At 67.3% G+C, this 20935-nt stretch carries 22 protein-coding genes and 1 pseudogene; 12 read left to right on the forward strand and 11 right to left on the reverse strand.

What is annotated here, in order from left to right; all coding sequences use genetic code 11:
- The first annotated feature begins 52 nt into the window (after positions 1–52).
- Entirely contained in the window at positions 53–793 is a 741-nt protein-coding gene (locus ACH4SP_RS11625) for an SDR family NAD(P)-dependent oxidoreductase (protein WP_398413200.1), read from the forward strand.
- Positions 794–843: 50 nt separating this feature from the next.
- Entirely contained in the window at positions 844–1056 is a 213-nt protein-coding gene (locus tag ACH4SP_RS11630; protein WP_398413202.1) for a hypothetical protein, read from the forward strand.
- Positions 1057–1530: 474 nt separating this feature from the next.
- Here ACH4SP_RS11630 and ACH4SP_RS11635 read toward each other — a convergent pair whose 3' ends face one another.
- Positions 1531–2667 (reverse strand): PQQ-dependent sugar dehydrogenase, encoded by a 1137-nt coding sequence (locus tag ACH4SP_RS11635; protein WP_398413204.1) that lies wholly within the window; start codon positions 2665–2667, stop codon positions 1531–1533.
- Positions 2668–3468: 801 nt separating this feature from the next.
- Between ACH4SP_RS11635 and ACH4SP_RS11640 the strand changes: the two genes are divergently transcribed.
- The gene (locus ACH4SP_RS11640) at positions 3469–3792 is read left to right on the forward strand and encodes a hypothetical protein (protein WP_398413206.1); all 324 of its coding nucleotides are present in this window, start codon (positions 3469–3471) and stop codon (positions 3790–3792) included.
- A 139-nt stretch (positions 3793–3931) separates the two neighbouring features.
- Here ACH4SP_RS11640 and ACH4SP_RS11645 read toward each other — a convergent pair whose 3' ends face one another.
- Entirely contained in the window at positions 3932–4597 is a 666-nt protein-coding gene (locus tag ACH4SP_RS11645) for a hypothetical protein (RefSeq protein WP_398413208.1), read from the reverse strand.
- 90 nt (positions 4598–4687) lie between these two features.
- A complete protein-coding gene (locus ACH4SP_RS11650) occupies positions 4688–5224 on the reverse strand; it encodes a dihydrofolate reductase family protein (RefSeq protein ID WP_398413211.1) in 537 nt (178 codons plus the stop codon).
- 46 nt (positions 5225–5270) lie between these two features.
- Here ACH4SP_RS11650 and ACH4SP_RS11655 point away from each other — a divergent pair, with 46 nt between their 5' ends.
- Entirely contained in the window at positions 5271–5852 is a 582-nt protein-coding gene (locus ACH4SP_RS11655; protein ID WP_398413214.1) for a hypothetical protein, read from the forward strand.
- A gap of 244 nt (positions 5853–6096) precedes the next feature.
- On the forward strand, positions 6097–6762 hold the full coding sequence (locus tag ACH4SP_RS11660) for a DUF998 domain-containing protein (protein WP_398413216.1): 666 nt from the start codon (positions 6097–6099) through the stop codon (positions 6760–6762).
- A 322-nt stretch (positions 6763–7084) separates the two neighbouring features.
- Here the strand turns inward: ACH4SP_RS11660 and ACH4SP_RS11665 are convergent, their stop codons facing one another.
- Positions 7085–8209: an ISL3 family transposase gene (locus tag ACH4SP_RS11665; protein WP_398413218.1), complete on the reverse strand. Its 1125-nt coding sequence runs from the start codon at positions 8207–8209 to the stop codon at positions 7085–7087.
- 181 nt (positions 8210–8390) lie between these two features.
- On the opposite strand from ACH4SP_RS11665, the gene ACH4SP_RS11670 reads away from it, so the two are divergent.
- A complete protein-coding gene (locus ACH4SP_RS11670; protein ID WP_398413221.1) occupies positions 8391–9641 on the forward strand; it encodes a transposase in 1251 nt (416 codons plus the stop codon).
- A 135-nt stretch (positions 9642–9776) separates the two neighbouring features.
- Here the strand turns inward: ACH4SP_RS11670 and ACH4SP_RS11675 are convergent, their stop codons facing one another.
- Positions 9777–10343: a TetR/AcrR family transcriptional regulator gene (locus ACH4SP_RS11675; protein WP_398413223.1), complete on the reverse strand. Its 567-nt coding sequence runs from the start codon at positions 10341–10343 to the stop codon at positions 9777–9779.
- A gap of 101 nt (positions 10344–10444) precedes the next feature.
- Between ACH4SP_RS11675 and ACH4SP_RS11680 the strand changes: the two are divergent.
- Positions 10445–11369, forward strand: a pseudogene (locus ACH4SP_RS11680) (NmrA family NAD(P)-binding protein).
- A 612-nt stretch (positions 11370–11981) separates the two neighbouring features.
- Positions 11982–12413, forward strand: a complete 432-nt coding sequence (locus tag ACH4SP_RS11685) for a hypothetical protein (protein WP_398413226.1) — start codon at positions 11982–11984, stop codon at positions 12411–12413.
- A 301-nt stretch (positions 12414–12714) separates the two neighbouring features.
- Here the strand turns inward: ACH4SP_RS11685 and ACH4SP_RS11690 are convergent, their stop codons facing one another.
- Both ACH4SP_RS11690 and ACH4SP_RS11695 read right to left on the reverse strand, forming a co-directional pair.
- Positions 12715–13140, reverse strand: a complete 426-nt coding sequence (locus tag ACH4SP_RS11690) for a hypothetical protein (protein ID WP_398413228.1) — start codon at positions 13138–13140, stop codon at positions 12715–12717.
- A 110-nt stretch (positions 13141–13250) separates the two neighbouring features.
- On the reverse strand, positions 13251–13556 hold the full coding sequence (locus ACH4SP_RS11695) for a transposase (protein ID WP_398413536.1): 306 nt from the start codon (positions 13554–13556) through the stop codon (positions 13251–13253).
- Between ACH4SP_RS11695 and ACH4SP_RS11700 the strand changes: the two genes are divergently transcribed.
- Positions 13479–13652 carry a hypothetical protein gene (locus ACH4SP_RS11700; RefSeq protein WP_398413231.1) on the forward strand — a complete coding sequence of 58 codons (174 nt, stop codon included), beginning with the start codon at positions 13479–13481 and terminating at the stop codon, positions 13650–13652. The genes ACH4SP_RS11695 and ACH4SP_RS11700 overlap by 78 nt on opposite strands.
- 19 nt (positions 13653–13671) lie before the next feature.
- Here the strand turns inward: ACH4SP_RS11700 and ACH4SP_RS11705 are convergent, their stop codons facing one another.
- A complete protein-coding gene (locus ACH4SP_RS11705) occupies positions 13672–14463 on the reverse strand; it encodes an IS982 family transposase (protein WP_398413233.1) in 792 nt (263 codons plus the stop codon).
- 218 nt (positions 14464–14681) lie between these two features.
- Between ACH4SP_RS11705 and ACH4SP_RS11710 the strand changes: the two genes are divergently transcribed.
- Positions 14682–15473, forward strand: coding sequence for a hypothetical protein (locus tag ACH4SP_RS11710; protein WP_398413235.1), 792 nt, complete (start codon positions 14682–14684; stop codon positions 15471–15473).
- Positions 15474–15839: 366 nt separating this feature from the next.
- Here the strand turns inward: ACH4SP_RS11710 and ACH4SP_RS11715 are convergent, their stop codons facing one another.
- Positions 15840–16490, reverse strand: a complete 651-nt coding sequence (locus ACH4SP_RS11715) for an SMI1/KNR4 family protein (RefSeq protein ID WP_398413238.1) — start codon at positions 16488–16490, stop codon at positions 15840–15842.
- Between the two features lie 366 nt (positions 16491–16856).
- The gene (locus ACH4SP_RS11720; protein WP_398413240.1) at positions 16857–17504 is read right to left on the reverse strand and encodes a DUF4360 domain-containing protein; all 648 of its coding nucleotides are present in this window, start codon (positions 17502–17504) and stop codon (positions 16857–16859) included.
- Positions 17505–18039: 535 nt separating this feature from the next.
- On the opposite strand from ACH4SP_RS11720, the gene ACH4SP_RS11725 reads away from it, so the two are divergent.
- Together ACH4SP_RS11725 and ACH4SP_RS11730 are read left to right on the forward strand one after the other, a co-directional pair.
- The gene (locus ACH4SP_RS11725) at positions 18040–18621 is read left to right on the forward strand and encodes a sigma-70 family RNA polymerase sigma factor (RefSeq protein WP_398413242.1); all 582 of its coding nucleotides are present in this window, start codon (positions 18040–18042) and stop codon (positions 18619–18621) included.
- Positions 18606–19298 (forward strand): hypothetical protein, encoded by a 693-nt coding sequence (locus ACH4SP_RS11730; protein ID WP_398413244.1) that lies wholly within the window; start codon positions 18606–18608, stop codon positions 19296–19298. The genes ACH4SP_RS11725 and ACH4SP_RS11730 overlap by 16 nt, the downstream gene beginning before the upstream one ends.
- Before the next feature lie 233 nt (positions 19299–19531).
- Here the strand turns inward: ACH4SP_RS11730 and ACH4SP_RS11735 are convergent, their stop codons facing one another.
- Positions 19532–20626, reverse strand: a complete 1095-nt coding sequence (locus ACH4SP_RS11735; protein ID WP_398413247.1) for a YncE family protein — start codon at positions 20624–20626, stop codon at positions 19532–19534.
- Positions 20627–20935 lie beyond the last annotated feature (309 nt).

The following is a 20935-nucleotide window of genomic DNA, read 5'->3' on the forward strand; positions in this document are numbered from 1 at the left end:
GCAGGGCACGGCCGCGCTGCACCACCCCTCGTACTACCGGAAGGTGACAGCTTTGACCACCGCACTCATTCTCGGCGCTGCGGGCGGGATCGGCCGGGCCGTGGTCGCCCGCCTGCTCGCCGACGGCACCACAGTCATCGCCGTCGACCAGGACCCGGCCGTGCACCGCCTGCCGGGCGTGACGATCGCGTTCGACGGTGACGCCACCGACGAAGCCCTCATCGCCCGTGCCATGGACGCTGCACCCGAGCCTCCCTCGATCCTCGTGCACGCACTGCTGAGTGAACACCGCGCCCCGCTGCAGGACGTGGCGCCCGAACACTGGCACCGGGTCTTCGACGTCGGGCTCGTGTCGGCGTGGCAGGCGGCCACCGCACTCGTCCGCCGCAAACCTGCTGGGCGACCCGCCTCCATCGTCCTGATCGGCTCGGTGCATGCCCACGCTGCTGCTCCCGGCTTCGCCCCGTACGCCGTGGCCAAGGCCGGACTCGGGGCGCTGGCCCGCGCCGCGGCCGCCGAATGGGGACACCGGGGAACGCGTACCAACGTGGTCGAACCAGGCTTTGTCGCCGTGGAGCGCAACGCCCACCGCTGGCAGGACCCCGAGGAACGGGAACGGATCCGGTCTGCCTACCCGCTGGAGCGCCTGTGCTCTCCCCAGGAGGTGGCCGAGGTGGTCGCCTTCCTTGCCGGGCCCTCGTCCTCGTACGTCAACGGAGTCTGTCTGCCTGTGGACGGCGGAGCGCTGGCCGTCCTGCCCGAAGTACATCTCAGCCGCAACAGCCATGGGTAGCCGGCAACAGTCCCTCGTACATGACGGCTGACGATCACGCAGGAGAACACATGACGCGCAAGGGCCGGCCCGTCGTACTCCAGGCGGTCACGGCGGTCACGGCGGTCACGGTGCACTGTGCGGACACCGGCGAGCATCCGCAGACAGCCTTCGGCGATCCGGACGCCTACGCCGTGCAGACCGGCGCGTGGCTGGTGCCGTCCAGCGTCGATCTGAACACCCCGGCGAGCAAGCCACCCTGTGGGTCGACTACGTCGCGCTGACGGGCAACCCCCCCAGGTTGGCTTCATCTACGTGCCGCGCACCGGTGCGACGGCCGACACTGTTGCGCCGCTCGCGCCGCTCGCACTGACCGCATTGACGTCCGTACGATGCGAACACCCACCGGGGCGTCCTACCAGTACGAGGTGCGTGCACCATGGACAAGGCGGGCCGCGAGTCCGCCGAGAGCACCGCCACGGCGGTCACCACCGTGGCGCGCACTCCTCCCCACCCGGCCGGGACGCAGCTCTCTACGAGGTCCATGCGGCGTCCGTACCGGAGAAGGCCCGTGACAGGCCCGGCGCGCAGAGCACGCGCGCGCTGCCGCACGGCTTCAACTTGCGTTGGTTCGGAGGCTGGTGGCGGTGTTGCCTGCGTCGGTGGCACAGGTATCGATGCCGCCGGTGTGCCCCACCGTCAAGGGCAGAGGGCCGGTGCCTGGGTCCGGGCACCGGCCGTGACTGCCGGGGCAGTGCTCAGGCGGGGTCGATGCGGGAGATCGTGCCGCCGATGTCGAGCACGTACAGTTCGCCGCAGCCGTCCTGCGCGAACGACACGACCTCGCCGCCCTGCACTCCGAGGTCCGCCTGCCCGGTCACCTTGCCGTTTTCGATCGTCAGGGTGCGGACGGTGCCGTCGCAGTAGTCGCTGTAGACGTACTGGCCGGCCAGGTCGGTGATGGCCTTGCCCCGGTAGACGTATCCGCCGGTCACTGAGCAGCCCAGGCCGCTGCGGTCGTACTCGAACACCGGCGGTACATGGTTCGCGGGCTCGATGCCGCCGCGGAAGGGGTGGTTGCCCTCCATCTGCGACCAGCCGTAGTTCTCCCCGCCCTTGCTGCTCGCGGGCGCCCAGTCGACTTCCTCCCAGTCGCTCTGGCCCACGTCGGCGATCAGCAAGTCACCGGTTCCGGAGTCGAAGGAGAACCGCCACGGGTTGCGCAGTCCGTACGCCCAGATCTCGCCCTTCGCCTTCGGGTCGCCCACGAACGGGTTGTCCGCCGGGATCGCGTACGGCTTGCCGCCCGACGGGTCGATCCGCAGCAGCTTGCCGAGGAAGGTGTCGAGATTCTGGCCGTTGCCGTGCGGGTCGCCGCCCGAGCCGCCGTCGCCGAAGGCGATGTACAGATAGCCGTCGGCGCCGAACCGGATGTCGCCGCCGTTGTGGTTCGAGTACGGCTGCGTCTGCGTGAGTACGGTCCGCCGCGTGTTCGGTTGTAACTTGCCGCGCTTGAGGGCGAATTCGTCGATGGTGCTGGTGCCCTTGCGGTCGGTGTACGAGATGTAGAAGTGCGCGAAGTCGTTGTCGAACGCGATGCCCAGCAGCCCGCGCTCACCGTCGGTGGTGGTGTCGCCGGAGATGTCCAGCACCGGCGCACCGAGCCCTTGGGCTCCCAGCACTCGTACGGTGCCGGCGCGTTCGGCGATCCATACTCTGCCGTCGGGTCCGGCGGCAGCGGCGGAAGGATTCTTGGCCGTGGCCACAGCCTTCAGGGTGACCTTCGGTGCCTGCCGCGGTCCGGCAGTCTCGTCGGCATGGGCCGAGACGAGACCGAGTGAGGCGACCAGGCACAAGGCGCTGACGGCGGCCAAATGCTTCGGACGGAACTTCATCGTGATCCTCCTGGCGGTGGCGAGTAGGGGGGAAGAGAGATCACCGGGCGACCGGGACCGGAACAGCCGACAGTGCCCGCGCCAGTGCACAACAAGGTTGGGGGACAAGGGAGTTGAGAATCACTGGCTACCGATGAGGGTACTGAGACGGGACTGCCGGGAACAGACCGCCACTGGCGGGGCGGACATGGCGGCGAGGGCACAACGGTGTGGGTGTGGCTGACGGCGCCTCGCCACCTCGCTCGGGGGTGTCACCGGCACCGAAGGTGGAGCGGTCCCGGGATCCGCTGCTGGCACAGGGTGAGCTGTGGCACAGACCAGTCCGGTCGCGTCGTCCGTCGTCCGTCGTCCGTCGTGTGGGGTCCGGGGTTCGGCTGGTGTGCCGCCGCGGACTCGGCCAGTGGTCCGGCGTGCTCGTACCGAGAGGCTGCACCCCGTGGCGGCGATGCGGCCGGAGCCCGGGTGCTTTGCAGGCGGTTCTCGGTCACTGAGCTTTCGGGTGTGTTGTCGTGGGGGTGAGTCCGGGTGGCGGCGAGGCAGTCGTCGATGACGTCGCTGCGGTATTGGATCTCGCGGAGGGTCCGGCGCAGGACGCGCATCAGATGGTCGGGGTCGGTGACTGCAATGTTGTTCCGACCCGCCCGACGGACTAGAGGACGTTTTCACAGGAGCAACTGGACCCGCAACGAAGGAGGTTGGAGCAACCACTGAGACCCGTGGAGTGACACAAACTGACAGAAAACGCCCTCTGATCAAGAACACATATGTTCTTCTGGCTGCGTTCATGGAAGGCTGAAGGTCATGACCTCAGCCAGACAGAACACCCCCGGGCAGGACCTCTTAGCGGGGCTCTTCTTCCTTGCCCTCGGCGCGGCGATCGTCTTCGTCGGATTCCAGATCAAGGGTTCGCCTGCCGACTGCGGCGGCGAGAAGATGTCGGCGGACGACACCTGCGTCAGCTACTCAGGCGGCGACCAGACCGGAAGCAAGAACCTGGACGAGCAGACGTCCGACAACTCGACCATCGCAAACGTGGCGTTCGTCATCGGAGGGCTCGTGATACTCGGCAGCGCCTGGTCGAGCATCGGGGCCCTGGGACGCATGAGCGGTTCTGCTCGCCGCTGACTGCCCAGTTGCCTGCTTCCTCGTCCGGAGGGCGGCCCTGCTCTGGTCGCGTTCGAGTATCTGGTCAATGCCGTCCTTGACGGCCAGGAGCTGCCCACGACTTGAGGTCTTGGGACGTAGAACGGGCAGCCTCCGCAGGTCAGTTGGTGGGGCACGTGGCGAAGAAGTCGTAGTTGCAGTAGCCCTCACCCAGGTCGTTGTACTTCCAGGGCTGTTCGCCGCTGGCGGCAGTGCCCGGGAGGATGGATTCACGGTCGATGAGGACCTGGATGGTGCGTACGTTCCGGGCGAAGGAGTCGGCCTTCTTGTAAGCCGCTGACAGCGTCCGCTGGAGGATCTTGGCGTAGTGGCGGGTGCTGGAAGGATGCTTGTGTCCCCGCCATTGCTGCAGGTCGGCCAGAGGCAAGGGGTCTTTGGCGTTCAGCAGTTTGGTGGCGATCGTGGCGCGAGCCCGATGGCTTGTGAGTGCGCCGGGGGAGTCGGACTCGGGGATGCCGGCCTTCGTACAGAGACCGCTGCCATACGTCCTCGTTTGCCATACGTCCTCGTTGGGGATCCAAGGTGCCTGCTCCAGGCGCCGCACGAGCCCCTGCCGAGGAGGGCGGCCACGGCGGCTCGACTTCCCTCGACGTACGGGATTTCGTTCGCGCAGCCCGTCTTCCACCAGGTACTCGGAGAAGGACCGCACGGCCACCACACGTGGTTGGACGGTCGCGTTCGCCAGTCCCGTCTCCGGATGCAGCGGCGCCCCGTACGCGTCGATCGTGTGGGAAGCCGACCGATGTTCGCCATGAACTGCAGCCACCGTCGGGCCAGTTGATGTGCGGAGAGAGTGGGGAACTTGCCCCACGGGATGGGGGAGGGACATGACAGCAGGCTGGTAGTTACGACCGTGCTACTTGCGTACGTGAAAGCGCAGCATGGTGACCCCGCCCGACTGGACGTTGCTGAACGGTTCCAGGTCGATCCGGTCGAGGCCCGGAGGTGCGAAGCGGACGCCGTCGCCGAGCAGCACCGGCAGCACGTACACCAGGATCTCGTCGACGAGGCCGCGCTGCAGGCACTGGGCGGCCACGTCGGCGCCGAGGATCTCCAGGTTCGTGTCGCCGGCGGCGCGGCGTGCCGTGGCCACGGCTTCCTCGATGTCGCAGGTGAGGAAGGTGACATTGGGGTCCGGCTCGTCGGGCGGGCGATGGGTGAGGACGAACTGCGCCCCGCCGTCGTAGTCGGATTTCTCGTCGGACATGCGCTTGCCGACCTCGTACGTGCCCCGGCCGATGAGCATGGCGCCCGTGGCCGCCATGACCTCCGGGAACGTCGCCGACGTCATGTGCTCGAAGATCCAGTCCATCGTGTGGCCGGGACCGGCGATGAACCCATCGAGGGACATCACCCTGTTCACGACCACTTTGCCGGTGCTCGCATCCGTCATGCGTCTTCTCCAAGCAGGTGGAGGGCCGGGACCGCATCATAGGTCGGTGAGCAACATCTTCTCCGGCGGCAGCCACGACCTGGACCTGTCCAATTCCGCCACCGCGGTGTTCATCGACGTGCTGATGCTGGCCGTGTCCGATCTCGCCTCCGAGGACTGGGACTTCCGCTTCGCGGCGCTGCTGACCCTGCAGGACCAGAACGTCATGGGGCGCGGTGCCGTCGGATTCGACCTGGCGGAGTTCGACTGGGGTGCGACGGAGCGGGAACGCGCCCGCGCGAAGGACTTCGTGCTGCGTGCCACAGCACTCGCGGCGAGCGGACATCGCTGGAGCGAGCTGGGCTACCACCCGCCCCGTGTGCATGACTACCTGCACCGCTTCACGACCATGGTGGAGTCCTGCACCCCGCCCCCCGACAGCAGCGCCGCACGCGGCTTCCCCGGCCCGGACGAGGCCGCGACGGCCTCGTGCGTGCGCCACCGCGTCCTCAGGGCGCTCCCGCTCTGGGACGGCTGCTTCCTCTGCGATCGGCGGCGAGATCTTCGACCGCTGTCGCTACTGAGCGCAGGAGCGGAGCGGTTGGCAGAGGGTGGCTCTGTCGGGATTCCTGGGGGTCAATACAACTAGGGCGCAGTGCAGGTGAGGGTGTGAGGGTTTCCGTTTCCGCGTGTCGCGCCGGTCTTCGTCCAGAGCTACTTCACCGACAGCCGGGGCGCATCGGGTGGCGCACGCCCACCGGTGCCGGGCTGCTGTCTGAGGCCGCCGCAGTAGGGGCTGCCCCACCCTGTTCCAGGGGGCTCCTCGGAGTGACTGAGTCCGCCACCGCATGATCGGCTGTCCGCACGGGATTCGCGTGACGGAAGGTGGACAAGTGAGAGTCCGAATCGGGTACTGGGCATGGGTCGTGGGTGTGATGCAGTTCTTCGTCATCCACTGGATCGTCGAGTCGGCTTGGGCCAGACCGTACAGCTGGGCGCGGAACAACCTCAGCGACTTGGGCAACGCTCTCTGCGCGCTGCAGTCAGAGCCCGAGCCGCGGTACATCTGTTCCCCCGAGCACGGTCTGATGAATGTTTCATTCGTCGCCCTGGGAATGCTGCTCGTTGTTGGCGCCGCCCTGACCGGTGGTGTTCTGTGGCGCAGAGGCCGGACCGCTGTCACGGCCCGTCTGCTGCTCGCTGGTGCCGGCGTGGGATTCGTACTGGCCGGGCTGGCTCCTGCAGATGTCAACGAGAACCAGCACGTCCTGGGTGCCCTCCTCATCATGGCAGCGGGCAACATCGGTCTCGTCCTGGCGGGGTTCGGCCTGGCAGAGCACATACCGGCCTCCCTGCGGTGGGGCACCGGCCTGCTGGGCGTCACAGCGGTTGCCGCCTTCGGGCTGTTCCTCTCCCGTCACTACCTCGGTCTCGGCATGGGAGGCATGGAACGGGTCGCCGCTCTGCCTCTCCTGTTCTGGGCGCTCGCTGTCGGCGTTCACGGCGTCGTCCGTCGGGCACGTCGTACGCACGGGGCGATCGGTGTCGGCGACGCCTGAAACAGTGGCTCATCTTGATGCGGTTGTTGTGGCCTTCGACGACGCCGGAACTGTACGGCGGGCTGAGCCCGGCGACCACGGCGTACGGCGTCGATGTCCTGGCCGAGGCCGGTGATGAACGTATGCAGGGCGGGCAGATCGTCGTCCTGAACCTGGGTGATCCACTGCTGAAGGTGCTGTCCGTCTCGCTTGTTCATCAGCTCGGCGAAGACCCGGACGTGGTGGGCGGTCCGCTTGAGCTCAGGGCAGCGGGTCAGAAGGGTCTTGAGCTGCTCCGACTGCTCTGCAGTGAGGCTCGCGGGAGGGCGGGTGATCCAGCTGGTCACGTTCCGCACCGACGGTGGCCTGCCGGGTTGTCGGTGAGGGAGTGCGTCGCGCAGTTGACGGACGTACTTACGGACGACGACTTCGCCGCCTCTGAATCCTTGCTCACGGAGCGCCTTGAACAGACGGGTGCCGATGGTCTGGCCTTCGGCCCACCGCTGGTGCAGGAACGGCTTGCAGGGGTCCAGGATGCTGGCGCGGTCGGTCCACTGTCCGACCGGCAGCTCATCGGGGCTGGCCGCGCGGGCGAGACGGCGCACGGTGTTGCGGGCCAGGACCAGTCTGCGACCGATGGGACGCAGTCCCATCCCTCGGGCGAGCAGTGCGTGAACGGCGGTGTGCTGGTCTTGGACCCGTTTCGGAAGTCGCCCGGTTCACGCAGCAGAGCGCAGTGGTGGACGACGGTCTCCTCAACGGCCTCGGTGAGGTTCTTCCACATGCGCCAGCGGTCCGCCACGTGGATGGCTCTGGGGGCGCCGAGCCGACCGGCTTCAGCGAACGCGAGGGAACGGTCACGGCAGATGACCTCGACACCGGGGTGGTCGACGAGCCAGCCGGTCACGGTGGGCACGGTCCGGTCGGGCAGCAGGTCGACGGGCCGGCGGGTCTCGACGTCCACAAGGACCGTGCCGTAGACATGGACCTCGCGCAGGGCGAACTCATCCATCCCGAGCGCCCGCGGTGTCCTTGCCCTGGGCACCGGAAGCTCCATGACCGTGCGCAGAACGGTGTTCTTGCTGACCGCGATGCCGAGCCGGCGAGCGAGCAGGGATCCGGCACGGCCGGCCATCGCGAGGCCGATCACTCCGAGGACGACGCACAGCCGTTCCGTCCAGCTTCCGGAACGCCGGGTCAGCCCCTCGGCCTGCTCCACGAACGTACGGCGATGGCAGGCGATGTTCACGCAGACGAACCGACGCACCCGCAGCACGATCACCACGGGCTGCCCCGCGATCGGAACGTCCGCGGGAAACCGCAGGCAGGAGCCGTGTATTCGTTCCGGCCCGGATCCGCAGTCCGGGCAGTGCGCCCGGTCCGCGGTGGTGGCCGCCTCGATCCGGAGCACCCTGTCGACCGTGTGCACTTTGGTGGGCGCGGCCCCGAGCGCGCTCGGGAAGAGCAACCGAGAGCGGCATCCTGGTGTCGTCCAGAGCGCCCGAGAGTGGGGGCGACCAGTTCTCCAGGAGCAATGCTCAAGACCTGTGGATCGGGCTCGGGTTGGTGCGCGAGGGGCGTACCTTCCCGAGTGGTCGATAGGTCACCGAGTAGACCGACGTTGCACCGTCAGTTGGGAAGGCGCGCCCATGCTCAGCGTAGTCACCGCCGACGGCATCACCGCCGACGGCTCCGCACCCATCGACGAGATCGTCCGGGAGGGCGCGAGGCGGATGCTCGCCGCGGCTCTGGAGGTCGAAGTCGCAGCATGTATAGCCGAGTTGGCCGACGAGAAGGATGAACGTGGGCGGCGGCTCGTGGTCCGCAACGGCCATCACCAGCCCTGCTCGGTGACTACTGCCGCCGGGACCGTGGAGGTGAAGGCCCCACGCGTCAACGACAAGCGCGTCGACGAGGCCACCGGCGAGCGCAATCGGTTCTCCTCGGCGATCGTGCCGCCCTGGGCCCGCAAGTCCCCGAAGATCAGCGAAGTGCTGCCGCTGCTCTACCTGCACGGCATGTCCTTGGGCGATTTCGTGCCCGCACTGGAGCAGTTCCTCGGCTCCTCGGCTGGCCTGTCCGCGGCCACGGTGACCCGCCTCACGCAGCAGTGGCAGGGTGATCGCAAGGCATTCGGCGAGCGCGATCTGTCCGCCACGGACTACGTCTACGTCTGGGCCGACGGCATTCACCTGCGGATACGTCTGGAGGAGACGAAGGCCGCGGTCCTGGTCGTCATGGGCGTGCGCACGGACGGCACAAAGGAGTTGATCGCGATGGCGGACGGCTACCGCGAGTCGTCCCCGTCCTCGGCGGGCCTGCCAGCGGCGCGGCATGCGCGCCCCGGACCTGGCCGTCGGCGACGGCGCCCTCGGTTTCTGGAACGCGTTGAACGAGGTCTGGTCTTCCCTGAAACCCGCCACCAAAGGTGCTGGGTTCACAGAACGGCCAACTGCCTCGACAGCCTGCCGAAGTCGGCCCAGCCCGCGGTGAAGAAGGCCATCCAGGACATCTGCAACGCCGAGGACAAGGAGCACGCGGCCAAGGCCGTCGCCGCGTTCACCAGGCAGTACGGCGCGAAGTTCCCCAAGGCCGTCAAGAAGATCGTCGATGACGAGGACGAGCTGCTGGCGTCCTACGACTTCCCCGCCGAGCACTGGATCCACTTGCGGACCACGAACCCGATCGAGTCGACCTTCGCGACCGTCCGCCTGCGGACCAAGGTCACCAAGGGGGCCGGCTTTCGCGCGGCCGCCCTGGCGACGGTGTTCAAGCTCGTCGAGTCCGCTCAGCAGCGGTGGCGGGCTGTGAACGCACCCCACCTCGTCGCCCTCGTCCGCGCCGGAGCCCGCTTCGAACGCGGCGTGCTCGTCGAGCGATCCGACGAGCACGCCGCCTAGCCTGCCGCCGACGGAGCCGGTTAGGTACTGTCCGGCGGATCATGGCCGGTGGACGCTGCGAGCGGGTCGCTTCAGTGGTGAGTGCGCCAGGAGAGGTACAGGCCCGTTCTCGGCTCTGCCGGTCGTGCGCCTTGTTCAGCTCTGCGGGCTCAGTCCCGCCACGGCCAGCCGGAACAGCCGCTCCGCCCGGGCGGCGGGGTCGGGGTGGTGCTCCGTGGCCAGGACGATGCCGACGACCAGCGTGATCAGGTCTGTGACGGTGACGCCTGCCGCCACGGCGCCGTCCCGCTCGGCGCGGCGCAGCAGCGGGCCTGCCGCCTCTTCCAGCGCTGCCGAGCAGGCGTTCTCGTGCACCGGGTCGGACCCGGCACCGTCGTAGGCCAGTACGGCTGCCAGGCCCCGGGCGCAGATGCAGTAGGCGACGACATCACCCAGCCACTCCAGGAGCGCGTCCCGGCTGTCGTCCTTGCCGGTCAGGTCGTGGGCGTGGGCGCACAGGGCTTCGATCCGTTTCCGGGAGACCGCCTCCAGTAGTGCGCGGCGGGTGGGGAAATGCCGGCGCACGGTCGCCGAGCCGACCCCTGCGGTGCGGGCGATCTGTTCCAGGGAGGCGGCGGTGCCCTGGGCGGCGACCTCCTCCTCTGCCACGGCGAGGATCCGGGCGTAATTGCGCCGGGCGTCGGCGCGCTGTCGGTCTGGCATGGCGTTCACTCCGTGCTTGCTAAGTGGCGGGCCCCGCCATATCGTACCGGAGCAGAAACGGCGGGCCCCGCCGTTTATTCGCCGCGCACCCGAGGAGCATCATGTCCACACACTCCGCGCCCGTCCTGGTCACCGGCGCCACCGGCAAACAGGGCGGCGCCACCGTCCGTGCCCTGCGCGCGGCAGACGTGCCCGTCCGTGCCCTGGTGCGCGACCGGGCCACCGACCGGGCCAAGGCCGTCGAGGCGCTCGGCGCCGAATTGGTCACCGGCGACCTTCACGACCGCGATTCCGTGGTCCGGGCTGCCGAGGGTGCCCGCGCCGTCTTCTCCGTGCAGATGCCCGCCATGACCGCGGAAGGCTTCGATTTCGAAGGGGAGGTGGCCCAGGGCGCCAACCTCATCGAGGGCGCGAAGGCCGCCGGAGTGCGGCAGTTCGTGCACACGTCCGTCTCCGGCGCCGGCCAGCACACCGCAACTCCCGGCTGGGCCGAGGGCCGCTGGGCTTCGATGGAACCCACAATGAGCGCCAAGGCCGCGATCCAGGACCGGCTCCGCGCGGCCGGGTTCCCGCACTGGACACTCCTCAAGCCAGCCACCTTCATGGAGAACTTCCTCCCGTCCATGGCATTCCTGTTCCCGCGTGGCATCGAGGGTGGCCTGGTGACCGTCCTGAACCCGGAGACCCGGGTGTCCCTGGTCGCGGTGGACGACATCGGCAGGGCAGCCGCCGCGGCCCTCGCCGCGCCGGAGCAGTTCGACGGCGTCGAGCTGGAGCTGGCGAGCGACTACCTGTCGATGACCGAGATCGCCGAGGTCCTCTCCCGCGCACTGGGCGCGCAGCTTTCCGCACCGGACATGACCGAGGAGGAGGCCCCTCGCCGCCGGAATGCCGGCGTACGCCGCCTCTTACGAGTGGCTGAACGTGGCCGGCCAGCCGGGCCGCCCGCACTACGCGAGGGACCTCGGCATCCCACTCACCAGCTTCGAGGAATGGACGCAGGAACACATGCGAGCCAAGGCCTGACACGGCCCCAGGTCTCGTCCGGTTCGCCAGGAGGGCCAATTCCTCTCCAGCTACGACGCAACCCACTCATCACGAACACAATCCTGAATCCCACGCAAGCCGTCCACAGAATTTGACAATTCCTCGTTCTCCAGCGAGCCGGGCGAATGCGGAGCATCGGGTGCACAGCCTGATAAGCCGCACGCCGCGCGCGGTACGTCCGCACGCCGCACGCCGCGCGCACGGGCCCCCGGACTCAACGCACCGACTACCGACGGTCGTTCAGCTATCCAGCGTCACCCTCCACACAAAGCGGGACTGAGCCACTTCTTCACGCGTCCCACGACTACAGCTCCGCCGTGGCGGGGCCGTGTGCTCGCTGCCACCCTCTTGTGCTGTCCGCTGTCCATCTGTTTCGGATCGGCCCGAAAGTCATACCCTGGGCCTGAGACTCCGCGCCAGTATCAACAGCACCGCACACTTCGGGCGAATAGTGGAGGGGAAACGAACCGACGTATTCCTGCTACGGCATCGGCATTCGCCGTGACGGCCATGCTTCTGGGCACGGGGGCCACATCCTCGGCGCAGGCTTCGCCGTCACACCAGCGGACTGCGGCCGTTGCGGATTCCTCGGTGAAAGGCGGGAAATGCCACTACCGCGCCTACTCCGGCGTGGGTGTCGGAGCCACGCACAAGGGGGCAGGTACGGAGAAGTACAACTACGGCATCACCAAGCGTGGAAGCCGGTACCTCGTACTCCAGACTGGGAAGCTCTACGACCGGTCAGCCGCAGTGCTGTACGGCGCTCGCAAGGGTGACAAGGTCTGGGTCACCATCAGCCACTCCGAGGGCAAGAACTGGGCGAGCTGTGGCCATAAGAGCGCCACGAATAGCCCAACTACGCTCACCTCCAAGGCCTACCAGCACAGCAGTAGCGATGTGCAGGGCCACTACATGCGGGCCTGCGCCAAGACCGACGGCAAAGTATGGTGCGCCACCAACGGGAACAAGGCCAACCGGAAGCACTCGGACAACAAGAAGCGCTACTGGTGGACCGACAGCTAATCTCGCCCGCCTGTGCACAGACGGGCGCCGTGCATCCAGCATTGAGGACAGGCGCCGGCGGAGATGGCCGTCATGTCCCAGCACGGCGGTGCCGGGCCGTACCGGACAACATGACGTTCGGCTTGAGTTCGACCGGCGCGGCCGCGGAGGTCCGGCCGCCGTGCCTCAGTGGCACCAGCCTCCGACGACTGATGCTCACTTCGACGGTGAACCACACACTCCTCCCCCCCCCGGTGAGCGGGATGTTCTATGAGGCTGTCAGGTGTGAGGCGAAGACCTTCGGACGGCGACAAGTCCCCGATCAACTGGCCAGGCGAAAAGGCTCGTTCGCCCCGGGGCGGTGCCGGTCGAGCTCTTCCCGTACCCGGTTGCGGAGGAGCTCGTACTCCTCACGGAGCCGTCGCCACTCGGTCACGGGCGGCCGAGGGACGACAGTGCCGCCGGTGACGATCTCCTCCGGCCGGAATTGCTCCCGGGTGAGGTCGATCTCGACTCCCAGCCCGAGGCGATTCCACCAGTGGTAGTCGCTGAACTGGCCGTTGACCTGGACCTCGCCGCGGATCAGCTCGCCGCCTAGCAAGTCGTTGAGGACCATGGCGGTGACTCCGCACTGGGCCCGGGCCGGGTTGTCCGGGCTCCATCGTGACCGGAACTCCGGCGGGCTCGTGTCAGCACCCCAGCTACTGCGAACAGCACGCTCGATGTCAGTAAGAAGCAATGGAGTCATGGCGAGCATCCTCGCAACGACCACTGACAACGGGTCTGATCCGGACACCCGTCCACGGCGGGCACCTCGGTAATTACGTGGTTCTGGCCGCGATTCCGCGAATCCCCAGGTCATGATCGGAGCAGGATTTGGGTGCGGAGGAGGCGGAACGAGGCTCGGCCGTACATCTGTCGCTTGATGGTCTTGATGCGGTTGACGTGGCCCTCGACCATGCCTGAGCTCCACGGGAGGGTGAGGCCGGCGGTGACGGCATCGATGTCGAGGCACAGGCCCTGAGCGAAGGCGAGGATCGGTGCGGGGGCGTCGCGCTCCGCCACGCGCACCCACGCCAACAACTGGTGGCCGCAGCGGTGTTGGACCAGGTCGCGGAAGGTGCGGGCGAGGTCGCAGGCCCTGGCGATGTCGGGGCAGGCCAGTCGGACCGCGAAGAAGTCGTCGACGCCCGCCTCAGCCCGCTCACCGACCTCGACGAACCGCTCTCGCTCGGCGCCCCAAACACGGCGACGACCTAGACGAGTAGTTCCTATGTGTTCAGTGATCGAATGCGGTCAGCGAGCGCAGGACCGGTGCGGCGGTCTTGTGGTTGTGCCAGATTGCGGTGGCCATCGCGAGGATGCGTTGGGCGACGCGGACTGCGACGCCCTCGAAGGTGCGTCCGCCGTGCCGTTCCAGGTCGAGCTGGCCCTTGAGGGTGTCGTTGACTGAATCGATCAGTTGTCGTACCGACTTCAGGAGAGACTCCCCTGTGCGGCGTTTCTCCCGTTTGCAGGACGGCCGGAGCAACTCGATGCCCTGGAAGGCGAGATCGGTCTCGAACTCCTTGGAGGCGAAGCCCTTGTCGGCGATCAGCAGCAGGCCGGGCCGTTCGGCAGTCAGGCTCGGTTCGCGGTCCAGCATCGCGGCCAGGACCTCCCGCTCGTCGATCTTCGGGTTGGCCAGGGCCCATGTGATCGGCATGCCGGTCGGGGTGCAGACCAGGAACAGGCGCAGGCGCCAGAAGAAGCGGGAGTGTGAAGCGCAGTACCCGTATCCGGCCCAGCCGACCAGCTCGGATCGCTTCACCGTCGGCCGCGACATGCCGCATGGCACCGGTGTGGAGTCGACGACCCAGTGGTCGTCGAACCAGAAGTCGGTGTCGGTGGCGAGCATCCGTACCGCCTTCTTGACCAGCGGCAGTGCGGCCCGCAGCCGCTTGTTGTACCCCGGACGCTGCGGCAGGCATGGAAAAATCGGTCGCAGGTGGGCGCGGGCGAATCGCAGCCACCGCGCCTCCAAGGAGAACCCCAGCAGGGCTTGTGCGGCGGCTAGTGCCGCAGCAGGCAACGTTCGCCCTGTTGTGATGTGACGCGCACGTCGCTCTGATGCGGTATGGCGGTATGGAGGTGCGCTGCGGGAGTGGTGGTGCCGATGAGGGGATGGCATCTGGGTGATTCGGACGACGTGGCACCGGTAGGTTCAGTCAATTGCGGTGGGGTGGTCTGGAGACTGTCGCACGATGCTGTCGTCTCCTAGCGATGTGGGCACTCATGAAGAAGAAGTCAATGTTCGTCACCGCAGCTGGAACAGCCGCGCTGCTGGTCGGCGGGTTGTCCTTCGGGCACACAGCCCTCGCACAGCAGAGCAGCGGGCCGGAGGAGCACTGCGCGTCCTCGACCACGAAGATCACGGGGGACGGGGTGAAGGCCAACGTGCGACCGTGCGTGTCCACCGACGGACAGTTCATGAAGGTAAAAGCCCGCGCTGACTGCTTTATCTCCAATGGCTACGGCGGCTACAACCAGTACAAGAGGTGTGTCACGGACGGACGGTGGACGCTCTCCCGCGAAGGGAAGGACGTCGCCAAGGGCGTCGTGGGCGGAACGACTCGCTACGTCGGGCCCGGCACATATACGTTGCACCTGGAGGCCAAGGCCTACGGGCGTGACGACAACCCTGGTGGCAGCTTCCAGTCCGGCCCGGTCACCGAGCAGTTCACCTTCGCCACCCCCCTGTCCGACCTGCCCTTCAGCGTCCAGGCGAACCCCGCCGCCTTGGCTGCTGGACCGAACGCGGCGCAGGCCTTCACCATCACCCGTAACAGCACGGCGGGCGTCAAGGACGTGACCCTCGTACTGCACACATCGCACGCGTGGCCCCAGGGCCCCCGGTGCAACAAGGTCCCACAGGTTTTTGGCGCCCCAGCTGCAACCGTGTGTCACGTGAAGCTGGAGCCGGGCGAATCCACACAGGTCAAGGTCGCCCTGAAACGGCCCGGGCAGCCGTGCACGCCTCTGAAATGGAGCCTGACCTGGGCAAAGAACGGCCGCGAGGACGGCGTTGTGCCCTGCGCCTAGAGGCGACATCTCGCGGGACAGGGAACGTGCGGGCGCCCAGGCTTCTCTCCGGGGTGATCTCCCCGTTTCACGCGGACGACAAGGCCTCTCGGTAGCCGGGGACGCGAGTCCAACAGGGCAAACGTTCCCTGTCACGGCACTAGACAGACCAGCTCGGAATCGCTCAACCGTGGAGGTCCGCCCTGCCGCCGGAGCTCGACGATCTCGGCGTCGATCTTCACATACAGTCCGGTGTGAGGGCGCCCAAGCGTTCGTTCGTCACACAACGACCTTGGACGCCCTCACCGCGCTGCCGGAGCCACTCTCAGCAGTCGGAACCGCTCCTTGGGCAGCCTTGGCCCGGCGCCGCGTGGAAGAGCCGACCGGCTATGAATCCCAGTCGAGGCGGCCGTTGACGACGGGTGGCGGCCCGAAGCCGTCGAATCCGGGCCGTCCCTGTCCTGCCTCGAAGGCGTCTGCCACGGTCGTCAGGTAGGCGGCCAGTGTCGGTCCGCCGGGTTCGGGAAGTGCCCCCAGCAAGAAGTAGTGGCCGAGCTGCCCGTAGGTGTCCGAGTCGGACGTCATGTCGATGAATTGGCCAGAGACGCCAACGTCGCCAGCGCTGAGGAGCGGCAGATACTTCGGGTCCTCTTCCAGTCCTATATACGTGTGGTCGATAAAGTCGCGGGTTTCAAGTGGATAGATGCCAAGCCCGTCGGGCAGGGGGTAGCAGCACGGAGCGAGGGGGTCCCATTGCTCCCACTCCTTGCGGTCCTCCTCGCTCCTCAACGGCCCCAGGCTGGTGGGGGTCTTGTCGAACTCGTCTTCTGAGCCGGTGCCGTTGCGCATCAGGTAGAGGGCGCGCACATCGGCGGGCAGGGCGGCGTCGAGCCGTTGCTCGTGGGCGCGGACCTGTTCCTCGGTGCAGGGCGGGGGCAGAGCGGCGTAGTTGCGGGGTGCGTGCTGCTTGAGCCACAACTCGATCCGGGCCCAGGCGGCGCGGGTCTGCTCGGCCCGTATCTGATCGTCTTCGGTCATGGTCTGGACCTTAACCACGGGGTATGACAACGGGTGCTCCGTACGAGCGAGCGTTGGCCAGCTCGACCAGGCCGGAGCCGCCGACAAGGAGGAACTGCGGGAGACAGGACCGGACTTGACCCGGCCGGCCCGGTCGATCGCTTCCCGGACCGAGACCGAGAGCCACTTCAGGATGTGAGTCCCTCTCGGTGAGGGCACGTGGAGTGCGTCCGGCATTGCTGCACCGGTGACCTGATGCGGTGACGGTCGGCCTCCTCGTTCGGGGTGGGCGGCTGGCTGTTGGCCTCAACCGGCGTGCAGAGAAGCACCGTCGGGCGAGCCGCGGACGCTGTGCTCCCGGCTCGCCCGAACCCGTGCAGTGCGGCTCTAGGACCGCTTGCACTCCTTCCAGGCCAGTTGGTAAATGGTGTTGATGTCGCCGTCCGTGGCGTCCATGGTCATGAAGCTGGTCTTCGCGGGGTCGGACGTGCCCGCGTCGACGCGCAGTTCAGTGTTGATGTTGAAGTTGCGCTGCACGCCGCAGGGCGCCCAGACCAGCTGTGCCCAGTCGGTCTTGTCGGTGGCCTGCCAGTTGTCGTTGAACGGACCTGTGAACGGGTGGGTGATGGATGCCGTGTTCGGGGATCCCTGGAAGTAGTACGAGGCCTTCTGGGTGCTCCTGGCGCCGGGCTGGAGTGAGGCGAATCCCCGGTAGTCGGCGCTGGCGATCGCGTAGGTGAAGCCTTGTGGGACGTGTACGACCAGGTTGAGCTGGCAGTTCTTCCGGAAGTCGGTCGGGTCGGACGTTCCGCCGGCTTTGGCGAGGTAGTCGCTGTACGTCACGGTGAAGGCGGTGTTGTCCGCTGAAACGGCGACGGCGGCCGTTCCCTGCGGGCATCCCGAGCCGTTGACCGTCGCGACCTCGATCACGATCTTGTCCGGGGGCGGGTCGGTGATGGCGGACGTGCTCTGCGGGGAGAGCGCCGCGGCGAACAGACCCACTGCCGCGCTGCTTGCGAGAATTCCGCTGAACATGGTTCTCCGATCGCTTGCCTTGGGGGTTGTGGCGGTGCGGAGGAGTTCAGGACATGTACATGAAAATGCGATCGGAATCGTACGCAGCCCAGGTGGTGCCGACTAGAGCGAAGTCCGGCCAGGGGAGAGGGGCAGGGGAACGGCAGGAGGCCCGGGTCCGGAGAGGCTCTTCCTCTCCGGACCGGGCAGCAGCATCCTGTCCACGGCCCGGCCGTACGGCTGGGCGCTGTCCCGTCGCACCGAACTGGGGCCTGCTGCCGCAGGGGAACTCGGATCCGTACACCCGGATCAAGGTCCGCCCGCAGTTCGAGGAAGCACTGAAGACCGCCCGGGAGGCCAAGGCGCACGCCCCACACTGTCGGTGCAGCGCCCGAGATGGAGGAAGAAGGCCCGAGGTGTCTCGGGTGACTGCGACATTCCTTCCCTGCGTTTCAACACATGCGGCGGGGCCTGCGTATCCCTTGGTGAACGTCGTCTCCGGAGATGGGGAGCACCATGAAAGTTGGGCGCGGAACGGATGCGAGTGGTTGTGGCTGTGAGCGGTAGCCCGCTGCGGTGGTTTCGCGGGCGGGCTGCAGGGAACCGTTCGGAACCCGCCGGACTGCGGACCGAACGCGAGGTGCAGGCCGCTTACGATCTCTACGGCGGTGAGCTCGTCGGGTTCGCGTTCAAGGCGCTGGACGACCGGCAGCTCGCCGAGGACGTGGTGCAGGAGACCTTCATCCGTGCCTGGAGGTCACCTCGCGGTTTTGATCCGGATCAGGGCAGCTTGCGTACATGGCTGTTCGCCATCGCCCGGAACGGCGTGGTGGACGCCATGCGGCGGCGCAGAGTCCGGGAGGGGCCAGGCATTTCGTCATGGGACGCGGTGTCCGAGTCGTCCTCGGCGTTCGACGCCGTTGACCGGCTTCTTGACCGGATTCAGCTCGGTGAGGCATTGGAGCGGTTGAGCCCGCAGCACCGGGAGGCGGTGGTGGAGGTGTACTTCGGCGGTCGTACCTGCGCCGAACTGGGTGCGGAACTGGGTGTTTCGGCATCCACCATGCGCAGCCGGCTGTACTACGGCGTGCGGTCGTTGCGGCTTGTCCTGGAGGAGAACGGGTGGTTGGCACCATGAACAAGGACTGTTTCGGTTTCCGCCCGCTCCTGACCGAGCATCTGCTGCTCGGGACGCTGCTGCCGGAGGAACTGTCCCGGCACCTCGGCCAGTGCCCGGACTGCACTCGCGAGGCTGCTGAGACTGATGACGTGGTCCGGACGCTGCAGCGGATGAACCCGCTCGCGGACTTGGCCCACCCACGGGCGTCGGCCGTGCATGTGCGGCCGTCGAGGGATCTCGGCGACCGGATTCGCCGGGACACGGCCGGAGCGAAGGGGGACACGGCCGGAGCGAAGGCTGTCCGGACCGGTCGCGGCCGGCGGCTCGCTCTGGGCGTTGCCGCTTCACTCGTCACGGCAGCTGCGGTGCTCATTCCCCTCAGCACGTCCGACCAGGGCCAAGCCCCTGGCACATCCGTTGCGCTGGTACGTCAAGGCCAGATGGTCGATCGGTCATGGGGCACCGAGGTCCCCGTGGCGCTGTCGGGCCTGGAGGCGGGGGAGACCTACCGCATGATGGCCGTCAACGCCGACGGCACGCGCCTTTCGGGCGGCACCGTACGGGCCGACAGCGGCGAACAGGTCTCCTTCCGCATGATGACGGCCATGGACAAGCACACCATCACCGCGCTGATCGTGGAGGACGAGGAAGGACGCGTCGTGAGCCGCGTTTCCGTGCGGCCTTCTCCGGCCTGACGGCCGAAGCAAGAACTTCCTGAGACCGGCCTCTCTGGCGGCCGGGCGATCCGTCACACCCAACAAACACACCTTGGACAACGGTGGTTCGCTCTGTGCCGGGGCCGCTGGAGGAGTACGTGGTCCGGTTCGACGATCCGTTCCGCCGGAACGGTGAAGATGATCCGTTCCGCCGGAACGGTGAAAGGGATCGAGGGCGGAGCCGGCCGCACCTGACGACCGGCTCCGGGCGGTCAGCGTCGACCGAGGGTGCGGGTCACCGCGAGGGCGCTCACGTCGACCTCCGCGACGGTCAGGTCCTCGTTGAGCACCCACGCGGTATGCGAATCGGCGCTGAAGCTGATTGCCTGACGGGGGCCCTTCAGGGCGCCCGTCGGACCGCTCTTCACGGTACCCACCGGCTTGTTGGTCTTCGGGTCCACGGCGGTCAGCGTGTTGTCCTTCATGTTCCCCGAGAACAGGACCGACTCGTCGGGGGAGAGCGCAGCACCGTAGGGCTTCTCACCCACGGGGACCTTCGTGATCGTCTCACCGGACGCGGTGTCGACGACGGAGATCGTGTTGCTCTTGCTGTTGGCCGCGTACAGGCGGGTGCCGTCGCGGCTGATGGACAGCCCCCGCACGTCGTCGAACCCGCCGATCTCCTTCCTCTCCAGATTCGCGCTCTTGAGGTCGACGGCCGTGATCCGGCCCCTGCCGAAGTTGGTGACGTACAGCTTGTCACCCGCGTACGAGAGCTTGATCCCCTGGCGCGGCTCGGCGAAGCCGGTGATGACCTTCGCCGGCCTGTTGTTGGCGAGGTCGACCACTGAGACGGTGTCCGCCGCCGCGTTGTTGGCGTAGAGCCACTTGCCGTCCCTGCTCTGCGCGGTGCCGAACACGCCGGCTCCGAGCGGCAGACGCTGCTGGACCTGGAAGGTGAGCATGGAGATCCGGTCCACGACCCCGCGTGCGCTGTCGGACACGGTGAAGCTCTTGTTGTCCGGGGCGAACAGGATGTTGCGCGGGCTGACGTACCCCTTGATCTCGACGATCTTCCGGCCGCTTCGTACGTCGATCACGACCAAGTGGTCGGAGTCGGAGTTCGCCGCCACGGCGAAGCGCTCGTTGGGACTGATCGCCAGGGTGTTGTTGGTGGCGTTGACGGTGGGGTCGCGGACCTCGCCGACGGCACTGGTGTAGGCGCCGAAGGACACCACGGTGGTGTGGAACCCCTGCGGCTTCTTCGGTGAGTCCGTGTGGGCCGAAGCCGCTGCGCCCGACAGGGCGAGGGCGCCGAGCACGGTGGTGGTGAGAATTATCCGGCGCGTATTCCTGAGGCTCTTCACCTGGAATGTCTCCTTGTTCTGCGTATCCTCCGCCGTACGCACACGGACGGGGCCATGCGCCACTGCGGTACCGGATCGTTCACGGAACGGTTTACGTGCTCTGTCAGCTCCGCAACCGTTGTCATGAGGGGATACGCGGTCGCATCCCGTTGTGTTGAAGGAGAAGTGGATCAAATGATCTGGAGCGGCCCGACCGTCACATGGCCGTCCGTCAGCGGGACACCCGTGCTCACCTGCGGACCCACGCCGATGCCGGAAACCGTCGTGGTGGCGGCAATGACGAGGCTGGCCCGTTCAGTCGATATTGCG

It is taken from the genome of Streptomyces sp. NPDC021093 (assembly GCF_044333135.1).
In the GTDB taxonomy this organism is placed as follows: domain Bacteria; phylum Actinomycetota; class Actinomycetes; order Streptomycetales; family Streptomycetaceae; genus Streptomyces.

Excerpts from the sequence above, each read along its gene's own strand:
- ACH4SP_RS11630 (WP_398413202.1), top strand. The coding sequence starts at position 844 with ATGACGCGCAAGGGCCGGCCCGTCGTACTCCAGGCGGTCACGGCGGTC.
- ACH4SP_RS11635 (WP_398413204.1), bottom strand. The coding sequence starts at position 2,667 with ATGAAGTTCCGTCCGAAGCATTTGGCCGCCGTCAGCGCCTTGTGCCTG.
- ACH4SP_RS11640 (WP_398413206.1), top strand. The coding sequence starts at position 3,469 with ATGACCTCAGCCAGACAGAACACCCCCGGGCAGGACCTCTTAGCGGGG.
- ACH4SP_RS11650 (WP_398413211.1), bottom strand. The coding sequence starts at position 5,224 with ATGACGGATGCGAGCACCGGCAAAGTGGTCGTGAACAGGGTGATGTCC.
- ACH4SP_RS11670 (WP_398413221.1), top strand. The coding sequence starts at position 8,391 with ATGCTCAGCGTAGTCACCGCCGACGGCATCACCGCCGACGGCTCCGCA.
- ACH4SP_RS11675 (WP_398413223.1), bottom strand. The coding sequence starts at position 10,343 with ATGCCAGACCGACAGCGCGCCGACGCCCGGCGCAATTACGCCCGGATC.
- ACH4SP_RS11690 (WP_398413228.1), bottom strand. The coding sequence starts at position 13,140 with ATGACTCCATTGCTTCTTACTGACATCGAGCGTGCTGTTCGCAGTAGC.
- ACH4SP_RS11710 (WP_398413235.1), top strand. The coding sequence starts at position 14,682 with ATGTTCGTCACCGCAGCTGGAACAGCCGCGCTGCTGGTCGGCGGGTTG.
- ACH4SP_RS11715 (WP_398413238.1), bottom strand. The coding sequence starts at position 16,490 with ATGACCGAAGACGATCAGATACGGGCCGAGCAGACCCGCGCCGCCTGG.
- ACH4SP_RS11720 (WP_398413240.1), bottom strand. The coding sequence starts at position 17,504 with ATGTTCAGCGGAATTCTCGCAAGCAGCGCGGCAGTGGGTCTGTTCGCC.